Raw genomic sequence first — 15,353 nt, forward strand, 5'->3', positions numbered from 1 at the left:
GATTGAAAAGGATTAGAGGGAGAGAGGTAGAATACATAATTATGCAATGCAAAATTGAAGATTCATACAGAATGGGGTAAGGGCTTTGGATGAGACAACAGGGATACTGACGGATGAGACCATTATTAAGGCTTCCAATCAGCATTGTATAGACCAGGGAATTGATCCTGAGCAACCGCCTGTCTTTGCAAAGGGATATTCTACTGATGAATTGGGGGCACAGCTTAGCGTATATAGTGAAGTGATTGAGGTTATCGAATTTTTTGTCAAAAAATTTCTTTCCTCAGTCAAAGGGAACCCGATCCTAGTTACGATTTCGGATGATGCAGGTTATCTATTGGCGTTCCAAGGAGATGCGACGATTATTGATCTCGTAGGACAGGTAGGCATCAAAGAAGGCGTGCAGATGAACAAAGAGGTGGGTACCAATTCAATCGCTTTAGCCCTTGAATATCAGAGGCCATTCCAGCTGACAGGACGAGACCATTTCCATCATATTTTGCATCATTTAGTATGCTGTACGGCTCCATTTTATAAAGAAAATGGGCAAGAGATTTTAGGTACAATTTCATTTATGGCAGATATAGATGTAGCCCATCCCCATCTGCTGCCTCTGCTCTGTACGATGGCTGACTCGATTGAACGTGAGATTTTGTTGCGGAGAGGGAATTCTCAGCTGCAATTATTAAATCGGATTTTGCTAGAGACCAATTACTTAGGGGTAATCATAACAGATCAATTCGGAACAGTCGTGAATATAAATGAGAACGGTTTAGCTATGCTTCATTTGGGTGGTGAGCATCAAGACTCTGTGGTTGGAACTAGTGTCTTTGAAATTAGGAATGTGGGCGCATACTTTCAACATGTCATCATACATCATGTCGCATGTGCCGGGTTAGAAGTGATTCAGGAGAAAAACGGGTTGTTCGAGCATTATATGTTAGATGTACTACCCGTTTACGATGCGAATGGTTACTTAGCGCGTGTGATTGGAAGTTTGCGCAACATCACGGAGATGAAAAGAACAGAAGAAGTGCTGCGCAATACAGAAAAGCTAGTGGTCGCAGGACAACTGGCTATGAGCATTGCACATGAGATCCGCAATCCCCTGACTACGGTGAAAGGGATGCTTCAACTGGCTAATAAAGATTCACGACTGCTGCATTATGATCTCATTATGTCTGAAGTGGAAAGAATGAATCTTATTGTGAGCGAGTTTCTTATTCTGGGTAAACCGCAGGCTGCGCATTATATGACTGAACAATGTAGCACGATCCTGCTGGAAGTATTGAATATCTTCGCGATTCAGGTGGAAATGAATAATATAGTGTTAAATACAAAGATCCATTATGATGCTGAGATCGAATGTGACCGCAATCAGATTAAGCAGATTTTCCTCAATATCCTAAGAAATTCAATGGAAGCTTTGCCTTTTGGCGGGAGCATTACAGTGACTCTTGATGTGAAGGATGAATTTCAGGTGATTACCTTCACCGATAATGGAGAGGGTATGAACAAGGAAGTTCTGGAGAAATTAGGAGAGCCTTTTCACACGACCAGAGGCGATGGGAATGGACTTGGCTTCATGATTGTCAAAAAAATCGTGACTGCCCACAGAGGATATGTGGCAATAGCTAGTGAAGAGGGAGTGGGCACGGCCGTTACAATTTATCTTCCAATGGCACATTCATACCACAAATGAAACAGCAATAATAATTCATAATTAAAAAGACTCTTCCGCCTATATAAGCGAAAGAGTCTTTTTGTATATCCATTTGCATCTAATGGTGAGGAATTACCACTTAGAGCCACCCGATGAATTTCCACCGGATTTGCCGCCGCCACCGCCCCAAGAAGAGCCGCCGGAGGATTTGCCGCCACTGCCGCCACCACCCCAGGAAGAGCCGCCGGAGGAACGTCCCCCACCGAATCCGCCTGAAGAAGGAGGACCGGAGGACATCCGTTTACGGGCTTGCGCACGCCGCTGTTGCTCTCTCATCATGGCTAGCTGGGCAAGCCGTTCTTCCTCTTCTTTTTGGCGAACGATTCGGTTCGCTTCATTCACAAAGGAAGTGATCTGAGCGTCATAAGCGCGGCCAATCGATTCCAGTTCCTCCAGGTTGTAAGGCCGGGATGACAACCGTTGCTCCAACTGGCTATATTCCGGCAGTAAGGATAACTCAAAGCGGATTCTGGAAGACAAGCCTCTGCTGTGCAGCATTCGCTGGGTCGTCTCTACCCGACTTTGTCCTTCGGAGAAGAGACGTTGTACTTTATCCAGTCTTTCATTTAATGCATTTAGACTTTCAGAGACGCCGTCATATTGCCGGCCAGCTTCATCCTGCAAGGACAGCAAGCGCTCCAGCGCATCGTGGGCCTTGTCATATTCGCCCCGTTCATCACTGTTCCAGTTCTCAATTTGCGCCACTTCACCTGCGCCTTCCCGAAGACGTGTGCTCCACTCCGTCAGAATGTTCTCTACGCTAACTATATGCTGTTCTTCGAAATGTACACGTGCTTCTGTAATTCGGGCCTGCAGCTCGTCTCGCCGCTGCTTCAAATGGCTCCATGTGGTGCGGAATGTTTCTAGATCTCTGCGGTTATTCTGCCGCAGCAGTGCTTGCTGCTCTGTCATAGCAACAGCTTCATCCAGAAGCAGATCTAGACTGGCGCCGATTCTGCGCACCTCATCCATATCTCCTATACGCAGCGGTGCTTCAAGAGTCAACGATTCTACGCGGGCCTGCTCCAGGTGGTCATATGGCTTAACCTTCATATTGTGCAGTGAATTCTGTTCAATGATCCCGGTGATTTTGGCACGTGCCGCAGCTAATACCGTAGGAAATTTGTTTAGCTTATCATCATAGAGATCAACATCCTTCAGATCCTGTTCGATTTTTTCCTGACGTTCCTGTGCATCCTCGGTAACCTCTTGTGCAGCAATGGGATCAAAAAGCTCCAATTGGTCTGCCTTAGCAGTTTCCTCCGCAAGCTCCTTAAGTTCCTCTACAATTTCTTGAAGCTCATATCCGGTTTCTTTAACTGCACCTTGCAGCTGTTCTTCAAGCTCTGGCGTATCCTCTTTCAGCTCTGTAATACGCTGTTTGACATTGCGGTCAGCTTCGCTAATGACAGCTATGTGTTTCTCTTCCTCTTCAAGCGCTGTGCGGAAGGCAGCTTCGGTCTGCTGCAATTGTTTCACGGCTGTCTTGAGGGCAGCCAAACGATAAAATGCTGGCTGAACGCCTTGAACTTCACTTTGTAGTGCGGAGATTTCAACGAGCTTGGCGGACAGCCGCTTGGAAATACCTTCGACAAGCTCTCCCGTCTTCCCTTGAACGATCCCTTGAAAAGGGTTTAGCGATTCCAGTGCCCGATTTGCCTGGACCATTAAATTAGATAACTGTTTCTGTTGCTCGCTAAGCTGCTTGCGTCGACGCAGACCTGTAACCATTACAAAGAGTAGAAGGAGGATTAGAAGGGCTCCGATAAGAATCGCTGCAATCATAAACATGGAGCTGCTGGAGCGGTTTACATCATTCCCGACCCCGGCTGCGCTCCCGCTTCCTGCGGTTCCTCCAGTATTGCCGGCACGATCTCCGATGGAATGGATGGCATTAATCAAAGCCTTTGTCCCGCCAGCGAAGTCCCCTTTTTGGGCATAAGGAATGAAATAGGTGTCGAGCAGTTTTTGGATGGCTGAACTTCCCGAGGACCCTCCCTGATTCTTAGACCAAGTATTTAACGAGCTTTGAAAGTCTGGATTTAAGAAATTTAGCTCAATGGACTGGTCACCAGCGGAGATCAGCAGTAGAAGATCCCGCGTGGACAGTTTCCACGAGTCATAAACCTTGTCTGCATACTTATCAGCTGGAGTACCGTCTGTGGAATCTACAGTGAGTACATGGATGGTCATGAGTTCTCCAGTGGCGGTAGCAGAAATAGACGCGGATTCTGCGGAACTGAACATTTCAGCGTTATCGGTAACTAATCCCTGCTGTGTAGGAATTCCAGCGGCGTATGCACAAGGTACCCATAACAGGCTGAGCATTAAGAATAAAGCTATATACTTTTTCAAGCTGACACGCTCCGATCTGAAGGACTTTTTATTCAATATATTATGCTGATAATTATACTATATCATTAACCATCAGGTGACCTGGAGATACTCCAATTATTATATAGTTATGTCTGCATACCAACAAAAAAAGCCATGCCCCCAAATAAGGGAACACGGCGTATACTCGGAAGCATTATCTTGTCGGCAGACAGAGAATGTATTGCAATCTGGATTTAATTTCTTTTTGCCATTTCAAATCTCCAACTTTAACGGCAAGATTGAGCAGATCCAGATAATCGTCAACCTGTAATGTTGTTCGGGTAGAGGTAACGTTCATGGGTGATCAGTCTCCTTTTAACTTAAATATAGTAAATTGAAATTATTAACGCTTATAATAATGATAATCATTATCATCGTTTGTCGTTATTGCTATTATCCACATTTTCTATGTAAAAAGCAATATAAAAATCAAGACTTCGTAACTTTTATCATTTACAAATAAAAGAGTCCATCGAAAGATGGGGATTTGCGTATAATGTGTGGTTTTAGGAAAGAATTAGCAGGAATCTTACCATATTTTGTCGAATACTTTTTAGAATAATGCTTTAAATTCTAAATTTTAGCAAAAAGGGGAATTGGGCAATGAAGCGGTGCACAATGTTGCTTCTGATTATTTTTCTGCTTTTGCTCGTACCTCCTACAGCCGCTCACGCCGAAAGAGAGGATATAAGGTACCAAGTAGAACTGGAATATCCACCTTATAAATATGTAGAAAACGGGTATTTGACCGGGTTTGATATTAATTTGAGCACGATGATTTTTGAGAAGCAGGATTACCTTATTCACTACAGTACTGGGCAATGGGATGAAGTATACAGTCGGCTGATTCAAGGAGATATTGAGATAGCAGGTCTTATGGCAATTACGGAGTCGCGTAACCAAGAGGTGTTATTTTCAGATTCAGTTATTAAGAATTATATTTCCATCTATGCAAGGCGAGAGCTTGAGGATGAGATCGATTTAAAGACGTTGGGAAGTTATAAGATTGGGTTAGGGAATGGACAGTATTCTGCAACCGTGCTGAACAGCAAGGTGGGGATTACAAATTACATAGAATATGCAACGACTCCTGAAGCTTTGAAGGCTTTAGAAAAGGGGGAAATCGACCTTCTATTTGAGAATCAGGAAGTGATTGATTATCTGATTGCAGAGCAGAAATTGAAGGGGAGTATTATCAAAAAAATGAGCAATCTCTACCCTAGGGATGTCGCTTTTGCAATAAGTAAATCCTCTCCGGAGCTAGTGACTTATGTTAACGAGAGATTGGATCGCCTGCATCGTTCAGGTGCTTTTGAAGAGCTGTATCAGCACTATTTCTTCGTTCATTCGGATTATTATAAAGTTATGATGCGCAATAGATTTATTGTGGGAGCCATTATTCTGCTCGGCCTTCTGATCATTAGTGCGGTTTTGCTAAAAATGTATATTAATCACTTACGGCGGGCGGTTTATTCGGAACAGCAATTTTTTGAGGATGTAATAGAGCATAGCGGTATGGTGGTTTGGGCTGTGCAGGCGGATAAAAAGGTAGTTCGGTTTAACAATTACGCTGAGCGAATGACGGGCCTATGCGAGAATGAAGTAGTGGGCAAAAACATTGAGGATATAGAGGGGCTGACAGGCAGTACGGCGGCTATTCGGAATCTGCTGGAAAGGGCCGTACAGCTTGACTATGTTGATAATATCGAGCATAAACTTCCGGACAATTCGCCAGCAGCGCGGTATTTTTCATTTCGGACCACCTTGTTGAAAGGATTGGATAAGCAGGCAGCTGATATTTTTGTGCTTGTAGGAGTGGATATCGATGAGCGCAAACAAAATGAGCTAAGGCTTCAGCAAAGTTATGAGGAACTGGAAGCTACTTACGAAGAGCTGTCAGCGACAGAGGTCGAGCTACAGGAGCAATTTGCTAAGCTGCAAGTAGGTGAACGACGGTTCAGTCTCGCGACAGAGGGTTCTGGTGCATACATGTGGGAGCTTGATTGGGAGACAGGACTGTATAATCTATCGGATCGCTGGTACAAGCTCATGGGCTATACGGAGGATGAAATCAATTCTTTCGAAAATGGGGTGCTTAGTATTATTCATCCCGATGACCAGCCATCATCCCAAAAGGCAAGACATGATCATCTGGCAGGTTTAACACCTATCTACGAGACGGAATACCGCATGCGGACAAAAGATAATCAGTTCGTCTGGTTTGAGGTAAGTGGTAAAGCTATCGTTGATCCAAAGAATGAAGTTGTGTTATTTATCGGTTCGCTGATTGATATTAGTAAGCGGAAGCAGGTAGAGCTAAAGCTGAGCAACAGTTATCAGGAGCTTGAGGCAACCTATGAACAGCTTACAGCCACACAGCAGGAGCTTGTAGAGCAATACGATATGCTGGTGGAGAATCAAAAACACATGCATCGTCTAGCTTATGTGGATGAGCTTAGTAATCTACCCAACCGTGTATGTCTACTGGAATCTATGGAGAAATATCTGCAATGTTCAGGAGGCAAGGCGGCGCTGTTGTTCGTAGATACCGATAATTTTAAATACATCAATGATACCTTAGGGCATAAATCCGGTGATGTTCTTATTCAGAAGGCTAGCAAAAGGCTGCAGTCGGTGGTGCGGGAAGGAGATATGCTCTCTCGGCTCGGCGGGGATGAATTCGTGATTTTTATTAAGGATATAGAAAACCACGAGGATGTGCTAGACCTGGCGGAGCGTATCATGAGAGCGTTCAGGCAGTCCTTTTTAATCGGAGAGAGTTATTTGTACGTTTCCGTAAGCATCGGAATTTCCTTTTATCCGGAAGATGGTGAGACCACCGAGCAAATCTTAAAAAATGCGGATGTCGCTATGTACCGGGCAAAAGAGGATGGTAAGGGGACTTATGTGGTATATGACAAATCTATGCATACTGCGTTTAATGAACGGATGAATATAGAGAAACATTTGCGCAGTGCCATGAATAATAATGAGTTTGAGTTATATTATCAACCGCAGGTGGATATCCAGTCTGGATTAATCTCTGGTTTTGAGGCTTTAATTCGCTGGAATAGTCCAACGCTGGGCTTTGTATCTCCACTTTCCTTTATCAAAATCGCCGAGGATTCCAGGCTGATTATTTATATTGGAGAATGGGTGCTTAGGGAATCGTGCATCTTTATGAAGGGCATTCAAGATCGTATGGGCATTCCTTACAAGATATCAGTTAACATTTCCATTATTCAACTATTGCAGGATGATTTCGTCGAGATGGTGCAGGAAAGTCTGGCTGAAAGTGGGCTAAAGCCTAGTTGTCTTGAACTGGAAATCACCGAGTCTATTTTTATGGAATCGTTTGAGAGTATCGTGAATAAGCTTCAATTCCTCAAATCCCAAGGCATTCGTATTGCGCTGGATGATTTCGGAACGGGATACTCATCTCTTAGTTATTTGCAGCAATTGCCGATTTCTACGCTTAAAATGGATAAAACCTTTATCGATTCGCTTTCGGAAAAAGCTTACAGCCAGTCTTTTGTGCAGACCATTATACAGCTGGGCCACAATATGGGGCTGGAGGTCGTTGCGGAGGGAGTGGAAGAGATCAGCCAGCTGGATTTCCTCAGAAAATCGGGCTGCGATAAGGTACAGGGATATCTGGTTAGCAGACCTGTTCCGAAGCAGGAAGTGGTGGAGCTTTTGGAACCGCAGAAGCGTTACGGAATATAGCAGTGGATACACAGCCCTCATCTCAAGGTGGGGGTTTTTGGTATGAAATGCTTCTGAAATTAAGGCTTTGCAAAAGAAAACAAGCTCCGACAGATAAACAGTGTCTGTGGAGCTTGTCACTAGCTGATGACAATTTTGTTCTTCCCGGTGTTTTTAGCTTCGTAAAGTGCATCATCAGCCTGCTGAAAAGTAGAATTTTTGGAGTCTGCACCTGTGTAATCATGCATCCCGATACTGACGGTTATGCTTTTCCCTTCCATTTCGGCAAAAGGGGTATCGGCGACTTTGGCTAGAATCTGTTGCATGATTTCATAGGATTGCTCAAAGGTTTTGGTTGTCAGAATGACAATGAATTCCTCGCCCCCGTACCGCGCGGCGAAATCATCAGGACCGATATACTCGAGCAGGATCGCTGCGACTTTTTGTAATACGATATCTCCAACGGAGTGTCCATAGCAATCATTTACTTTTTTGAAATTATCGATATCCATAACGGCAAGCTGCATGGAGAATGGATTACTCTGCTGATGCTCGATTAGCCAACCCAAATATTCGTGAAAAGTCTTGTGATTATACAGATCAGTCAGGGGATCTATCTTAGATAGACGATCCATGATTATATTCTGAATGCGTAATTCCTGTTCTGACTTGACGGAGTTCTGCAGGGATTGCATCAAATCACGTCCACGAACGATTACTGCAAAACCTGCCAAAGCAGTGCCTGCAAAAATAAGAGCGATAATGATTGTTTGGGTGATCGGGAAGTACTCGTGAATGGATGTCTTGGTGAATAAAATGATCGTGTACAGTAGAGAAATAGCAGAAGTGGCTATCATATAACTGCTCTTCAGATAGATCATCGAGACTAGTAGCGGGAACAGCATAATTAATGATTTAACATGCAACTCATCGCTGAGATTGACGATAATCAAAACCGCAAATAGATGGCTTGCAACCGTAATGGCGAGTTGGGCCCACAGAGGCCTCCATCTATAGATTACTTCTAGAATAATGATCAAACTCACTATGATGGAATCAGAAATCAACGAGTGCTCAATATAATCGTTCCTGGTTGGGGTTTCCGGACGCTGGCTCCATAAGGATAGAGAAACAATGAACTGAATACTTAAATACACAATCAGGATGATCCAGAATGAATTGAGAAGCACACGATTCCAATAGGTCTGACGAGGAGTTTGAGGTGTGGCGCGCATAATGTGATCCTCTTTTCCAGTGGCAATATGCTTATATATTCGACAATAAGCTCAGGTTTCCTCTTGATGGCTTTCTTGGAAGCGGGAGATCAACAAGCATCTTTATAAGGGGAGATTACCTGGCCCGGGGAATGATTGATCGAAAAGGAATACTATAGAAAGTATTTCCTTTAATTAACTCTGTTGATATAATGTTAGAATACATAACATCAATCGAGTGGAGTGGAAGTAAAGATGCAGATCCGTCGAAACCAGATTTTCGTAGTCGTCCTGTTGCTTCTTGTCAGTGTGTACAGCTTATTGATTGATATGCTCTGGACGCATAAGCTGGTGATTATTCTGCTTATGGGTTCTCTAGGATGGTTCTCGCTGAATACATCCCGCTACGGTTATCGCAAAGAAGCGCTGCTGAAGGAGTCACAGAACAAAGTGGAGCTTCTTGGCAATGAGATTGTAGTTACCTCGGATCGGCTGCATGGTGCGCTTGAAGAAATCAGCCGCCATACAGAGCAGCTGCAGCAGACGGCAGATTATTCACACGCGTATGAAACGGATTTAAGGATTCGCAGCAACGAAGCTAAAGCCAATATTGAAGGGGCCTATCAGACGATGGGCGGTGTAGCCTCAGTTACAGCACATATTGAAGAATTGACGGAAAAACTAGGCTCGAATATGCAATATGCTCGGCAAGGAATGACAGCAATGGTAGATTCCCTGAGCATTGCAGATGTGGTGATGAAGGATCTGCAAACACAGAGTGGGGACATGTTAGCTAAGTTTACTACCCTGAGTAATCATATTGCGATGGTAGAGGAGATCAATACATTGATTAACTCCATTGTGAATGAGACCTCGTTGCTCGCGCTGAATGCTTCTATTGAAGCGGCCCGGGCCGGTGAACAGGGCCGCGGATTTGCAGTAGTGGCCAGCCGGATTCGGCAGCTGGCTGATCAAAGCAAGAGCTCGGTAGACCGCTCCTCAGGCATCTTGCTTGACATTAATAATGGAGTACAGCAGGTGCTGGAATCCGTTACGAAAGAGCAAGTCTCAGTGGAGCGTGGGGTGAACGAGGTCGGCACGGTTAAGCTTCGACTCGATGATATCGCGTCGAGAGTAGATGAAGTAGGCAGCGCCGTGACGGAAACAATCGATGCTGCCGCGAAGCAGGGCAAGCTGATTGTAGAAGTGACAACGGAGCTGAGCGGTGCGGTGGCTATCGTGAATGAGACGATTGCCAATGTAGACCTTACGCTGGAGCAGGTGACACGGCAGCGGGATCAAATTGGGCAGCTGAACGAAGTCAGCGCCAATCTGTTAGCGGAGTCGCAATCCTTGCAGCAATCGGTTACTAGCATTGCGGGCAGAGCGGAAATTGAGATGAGCCAATATGCAGCCCGGCTTCAGGAAATGCAGAGTCTCTTGGAGACGATTTCCGCCAAGGAAGAACTTTACGCTCCAGATACTGAAGTTCATCAAGGTGTTTTGAAAGTTTACATTAAGAAAATTCCAGATGTACAAGCCATTTGGTCCAATCGGACGGATGGAACCTTTATCTACTCCGAGCCAGCGGCTGGCCTGTTGAATGCTAAGCGGCGTGATTGGTGGAATGGGGCCATGAATGAGGGTGAATATGTCTCTAAACCTTATGTATCCGCGATTACGAAACGTTCTTGTATTACATTATCTAGAGCAATCCGGAATCGTCAGGGAGATGTAGTAGGCGTGGTTGGTATTGATTTAGCGGTGTAATAAAACAACAGCAGCAAGCCCTTCTGTAGCAGAGGCTTGCTGTCTTTTTTATTCCGATGCTAACACAACTTAGCTTTAGGTAGCGCTGACCTGCAATTGCTTCCACGTTGCCTGCCAGTTTTTTTGTGCAATTCGTTTTTCATAAATAGGGAGTAAGTTCGGATTATTGTTGAAATGAGGGGTAGCCCGTAACACTACATTAATAACATCTGCAATCCCATGCGGAGCGGTTAGGATAACCTTACCGTATTCATCTAAGGAAAGCCCAAGCGCTGTAGCTGTTTCCGGAAACTTGGAGATGGCATCTACAGATGACGTATAGGGCGCAAGGTTGTTAATGGTATGCATTCTTGCTTCATTCTTAACGGACCATGGCACATGGGGATTTAAATTTCTTAGTTTTGCCTCCCATTGCTTTTCCACTTCCTCATGAAGATTGCTGCCGTCATAATAAATAACATCAATATCTGGCAAAGGGGTCCGCTCTTCAAAGCCATGTAAGGTATCCCAGATTTTTGAACGTACAAACCCAGCACAAACCCACCAGTCAGGTAACTGTAGCGATCTGGCATTTTCTAAAATATCCATCATCCAGGGATCATTATGTACAAGCTGAATGATATCTGCCTCGTGTTCTATCTTGTGCAAACTGCCACCTCCGAATATTCATGCTTCCAATCTGTTAATATCATACAACAAGAGTTTCAATAGAGGTATAAAGGGACAGGCTGAATGGACAGAGGCATGAACTATCTTTATAATGAATCGACATCGAGACCTTTGGAGGCGGTGACCGTGCAATATACGTTTACTATATTACTGCAATTGTTGGAAAGAGCTGCGTTATTGCTGATGTGTCTGTTTGTATTGACTCGTCTGCCGCGGTTTAAAGAGGTTTTTCAAAAAGGGAGTTACGCTCCGCAAGAGCTTGCTATTGCAACGATGATCTTCAGCTTATTTGCCATTTTCGGCACTTATAGCGGGATTAATGTGGAAGGTTCGCTTGTGAATGTGCGAATTATCGCCATCGTATCTGGCGGGATTTTGTTCGGACCATGGGTTGGACTTATAACAGGCATCATCTCAGGGGTTCACCGTTTTCTGATTGATATCGGAGGGGTAACCTCTCTTCCTTGTCTGATTACGAGTATCACCGCAGGCATAGTGTCTGGGATAATCTATCGCCGCACCTCTGGTGAACGTCGCTGGATAGCAGGGATTTTGGCGGGAATGGCCTGTGAGGCACTGACGATGCTGCTCATTCTAGCGATGGCTCAGCCGATGTCGCTGGGTGTGGATATCGTGTCCAAGATCGCTTTTCCGATGATTATGAGCCAGATTAGTGTCGGCCTGATTGTTGTGCTAGTGCAGAGCGTGGAAGGTGAGAAGGAACGGATCGCGGCTAAGCAGTCCAAGCTGGCGCTTGATATTGCCAATAAGACCTTGCCGTATTTTCGCAATATTAATCAGGAGTCGCTGCACACCATCTGCCAGATCATCAAAGAGGATATCGGTGCAGACGCTGTAGCCATTACCGATACTCGGTTTATTCGTGCCTATGTTGGCGTGGGTGAGGAGGATTATGAGACAACTAACGATATTATCAGTGAGGAAACTAAAGTAACGTTGTCCAGTGGTGAAATTACCATCCGTAACGATGATAGTGATTACGTGAATCCGCAGATCAAGTCGCTGATCATTATTCCTTTGAAGGAAAAGGGTGAGGTGACGGGAGCGCTCAAAATCTATTACACCAAAGCCCACAAGATTACCTACTCGCTCCAAGCTATGGCCGTGGGTCTGTCGCAAATGATCTCTACCTTGATGGAAGTGTCGCGGGTGGAAGGCATTAAGGAAATGGCGAACAAAGCGGAGCTGAAGGCACTGCAGACCAGCATTAACCCGCATTTTTTGTTCAATGCACTGAATGCGATTGCGTCCTCGATTCGAATTAACCCGGATAAGGCACGCGAGCTGATTGTGAATCTGTCCGGTTATATGAGATACAATCTGGAGCTTACCGATGAATTCATTGATATCAAACGAGAGCTACAGCAGGTCCAGCAATACGTAGAGATCGAAAAGGCGCGTTTTGGAAGCCGGCTTAACGTGCTTTATGATATTGATGAGGTTCAGGTTCGGATTCCGAGTTTGATCATTCAGCCGCTTGTAGAAAATGCGATTATACATGGCATACTGAAGGTAAGAGGGACAGGAACAGTAACGATTTCTGTAAAAGACCAAGGGGATACCGTACGGGTGGGCATTCGCGATACCGGAGCTGGCATCAGCGAGGAAACGATAGAGAAGGTCTATACTGGCGATATGCCGGAGAATAAAATCGGGCTGTTTAATGTACACCAACGGGTAAAGCTGATCTATGGGACTGGACTTACCATTCAGAGATTGGATAAAGGGACGAACATCTTTTTTGATGTTAAAAAGGAGGACCAATGAGAGCGATCATTGTAGAAGATGAAGAGCTGGCAAGACAGGAGCTGGCTTATTTAATAGAGACGCACAGCGGGATCGATATAACGGCACAGTTTGAAGATGGGCTGGACGCGCTTAAATTTTTGCAGAGTGATACGGTAGATGTGATTTTTCTGGATATTAATATTCCCTCCATCGATGGGGTGCTTTTGGCACAAAATATCAGTAGATTCTCGGTAAAACCCTACATAGTGTTCATCACTGCGTATAAGGAGCATGCCGCTGAGGCGTTTGAGATTGAAGCTTTTGACTATATTCTTAAGCCTTATAGCGAGGTACGCATCAAAGCCATGCTGCACAAGCTGGAAAATGCGTTTGCCAGCCGTGGACGACAGGGGGAAGAAGAACGTAATCCGGTCAGTGACAAGGTTAATCTGTGGAAAAATGAAAAGATTATCGTAGTGAATGCCGACGATATTTATTACGCCTCCGCGCAGGAAAAAAGTACAAGTGTGATGACTAAAGGTGAGGAATACAGCATGGCACTTAGTATTAGCGATTTCTTTCAGCGGCTGCCGCAGGATCGTTTTTTTCGCTGCCATCGTTCCTATATTGTTAACCTGTCCAAGATCAAGGAAATCATCCCGTGGTTCAACAATACGTATTTGCTGCGCCTGCATGATTTAGGTTTTGAAGTGCCGGTAAGTCGTAGTAAGGTAAAGGAATTCAGGCAGATTATGCGCTTATAAATGCAATTCATTCTTCATTTCCGTCATCTCATGCCGGATTTCTCTCAACATCGGCTGGTTTAGCTACAATAAAGAGGCGATAGAAGCTCTTGTAGCAGACAACGAGAGAGAAAGAAGGAAAAGACCATGACTACGACAATGGACAGCAAAAGCACCAAACGGTGGCTAATCGTATTAGGTACAGTAATTATGCAAATGGGCCTAGGTACCATCTATACATGGAGTTTATTTAATGCGCATCTGGTAACAAAATTTGGCTGGGAGCTTAACTCCGTTTCGATTACTTTTTCTATAACGAGCTTTGCACTCGCTTTCGCGACTTTGTTCGCAGGGAAGCTGCAGGATCGTTTCGGGCTTCGCCGTTTGACTGCTACTGCTGGGATTGTGCTCGGACTAGGATTGATTCTTAGCTCTCAAGCCAATTCACTCTTCATGTTCTATTTATTGGTTGGGGTGATCGTTGGTTTTGCGGATGGGACAGCTTATATCACTTCATTATCTAATTTAATTAAATGGTTTCCGAATAATAAAGGTTTAATCTCCGGCGTGTCCGTTGGTGCTTATGGAACGGGGAGTTTGATCTTTAAATATATTAACGGCGGGTTGATTGACTCAGTGGGTGTGTCTAATACATTTATGTATTGGGGTTTGATTGTTATGGGCATGATTGTAATCGGTTCCTTGCTCGTAAGAGAAGCTCCGGTTCAAGCGGCCCCAGCACCAGCGGGTTCAACGACAGCTACAGTAATGAGTTCACCGAAAGACTATACGGTCAAAGAAATGCTGCGGACAAAAGAAGCTTATCTGCTATTTATCATCTTTTTCACCGCTTGTATGTGTGGTCTGTATTTGATCGGTATTGTAAAAGATATCGGCGTGCAGCTGGCTGGACTTGATGTACAGACAGCAGCTAGTGCGGTGGCTATGATTGCGATCTTTAATACAGCGGGACGTTTAATTCTAGGTGCTTTATCTGACAAAATGAGTCGCTTGAAGCTGGTAGGCGCATCGCTTGCTGTAACTGCGGCGGCTATGCTGACCCTCAGCTACGCGACCCTGAATTTCGGACTTTTCTTCACTTGTGTAGCAGCCATTGCGTTCTGCTTTGGCGGGAATATCACGGTGTTCCCCGCCATTGTCAGCGACTTCTTCGGACTGAAAAATCACAGTAAGAACTACGGAATTGTTTACCAAGGTTTTGGTATTGGTGCCCTTTCCGGTTCGTTTATCGCCGTCTTCCTAGGCGGATTTAAACCAACCTTTGTTATCTTTGGCCTCTTGTGCCTGCTGGCCTGCATCATCGCGATTTCTCTGAAACCGCCAGTGGCGAAGTCGAAAGAGAAAAAAGCGCTGCGTCTCAAAGCAACGGAACGTACGGCTTAA

At 44.8% G+C, this 15,353-nt stretch carries 10 protein-coding genes; 6 read left to right on the plus strand and 4 right to left on the minus strand.

What is annotated here, in order from left to right; genetic code table 11:
• The first annotated feature begins 85 nt into the window (after nt 1–85).
• Nucleotides 86–1,702, plus strand: coding sequence for an ATP-binding protein (locus NYE58_RS01815; RefSeq protein WP_076275965.1), 1,617 nt, complete (start codon nt 86–88; stop codon nt 1,700–1,702).
• A gap of 93 nt (nt 1,703–1,795) precedes the next feature.
• Here NYE58_RS01815 and NYE58_RS01820 read toward each other — a convergent pair whose 3' ends face one another.
• Complete coding sequence (locus tag NYE58_RS01820; RefSeq protein WP_341000964.1) at nt 1,796–4,078, minus strand: TPM domain-containing protein; 2,283 nt, start codon at nt 4,076–4,078, stop codon at nt 1,796–1,798.
• Between the two features lie 175 nt (nt 4,079–4,253).
• Entirely contained in the window at nt 4,254–4,397 is a 144-nt protein-coding gene (locus NYE58_RS01825; RefSeq protein WP_167348483.1) for a hypothetical protein, read from the minus strand.
• 305 nt (nt 4,398–4,702) lie between these two features.
• Here NYE58_RS01825 and NYE58_RS01830 point away from each other — a divergent pair, with 305 nt between their 5' ends.
• Nucleotides 4,703–7,825: an EAL domain-containing protein gene (locus NYE58_RS01830; protein ID WP_076278937.1), complete on the plus strand. Its 3,123-nt coding sequence runs from the start codon at nt 4,703–4,705 to the stop codon at nt 7,823–7,825.
• Nucleotides 7,826–7,944: 119 nt separating this feature from the next.
• On the opposite strand, the gene NYE58_RS01835 is transcribed toward NYE58_RS01830, so the two are convergent.
• Nucleotides 7,945–9,039 (minus strand): GGDEF domain-containing protein, encoded by a 1,095-nt coding sequence (locus NYE58_RS01835; RefSeq protein WP_076124680.1) that lies wholly within the window; start codon nt 9,037–9,039, stop codon nt 7,945–7,947.
• A 234-nt stretch (nt 9,040–9,273) separates the two neighbouring features.
• Between NYE58_RS01835 and NYE58_RS01840 the strand changes: the two genes are divergently transcribed.
• The gene (locus NYE58_RS01840; protein WP_341000965.1) at nt 9,274–10,788 is read left to right on the plus strand and encodes a methyl-accepting chemotaxis protein; all 1,515 of its coding nucleotides are present in this window, start codon (nt 9,274–9,276) and stop codon (nt 10,786–10,788) included.
• Between the two features lie 75 nt (nt 10,789–10,863).
• Here NYE58_RS01840 and NYE58_RS01845 read toward each other — a convergent pair whose 3' ends face one another.
• Nucleotides 10,864–11,379, minus strand: a complete 516-nt coding sequence (locus NYE58_RS01845) for a nucleotidyltransferase family protein (protein WP_076124758.1) — start codon at nt 11,377–11,379, stop codon at nt 10,864–10,866.
• Between the two features lie 261 nt (nt 11,380–11,640).
• On the opposite strand from NYE58_RS01845, the gene NYE58_RS01850 reads away from it, so the two are divergent.
• The 3 genes from NYE58_RS01850 to NYE58_RS01860 all read left to right on the plus strand — a co-directional run bounded on the left by NYE58_RS01850 (nt 11,641) and on the right by NYE58_RS01860 (nt 15,353).
• Nucleotides 11,641–13,245, plus strand: coding sequence for a sensor histidine kinase (locus NYE58_RS01850; RefSeq protein WP_303047248.1), 1,605 nt, complete (start codon nt 11,641–11,643; stop codon nt 13,243–13,245).
• A complete protein-coding gene (locus NYE58_RS01855; RefSeq protein WP_076275969.1) occupies nt 13,242–13,970 on the plus strand; it encodes a LytR/AlgR family response regulator transcription factor in 729 nt (242 codons plus the stop codon). Before NYE58_RS01850 ends, NYE58_RS01855 begins: the two co-directional genes overlap by 4 nt.
• Nucleotides 13,971–14,108: 138 nt before the next feature.
• Nucleotides 14,109–15,353, plus strand: a complete 1,245-nt coding sequence (locus tag NYE58_RS01860) for an L-lactate MFS transporter (RefSeq protein ID WP_076124755.1) — start codon at nt 14,109–14,111, stop codon at nt 15,351–15,353.

Origin of the sequence: Paenibacillus sp. FSL L8-0708 (assembly GCF_038009325.1) — a bacterium.
Classification (GTDB): domain Bacteria; phylum Bacillota; class Bacilli; order Paenibacillales; family Paenibacillaceae; genus Paenibacillus_AQ; species Paenibacillus_AQ odorifer.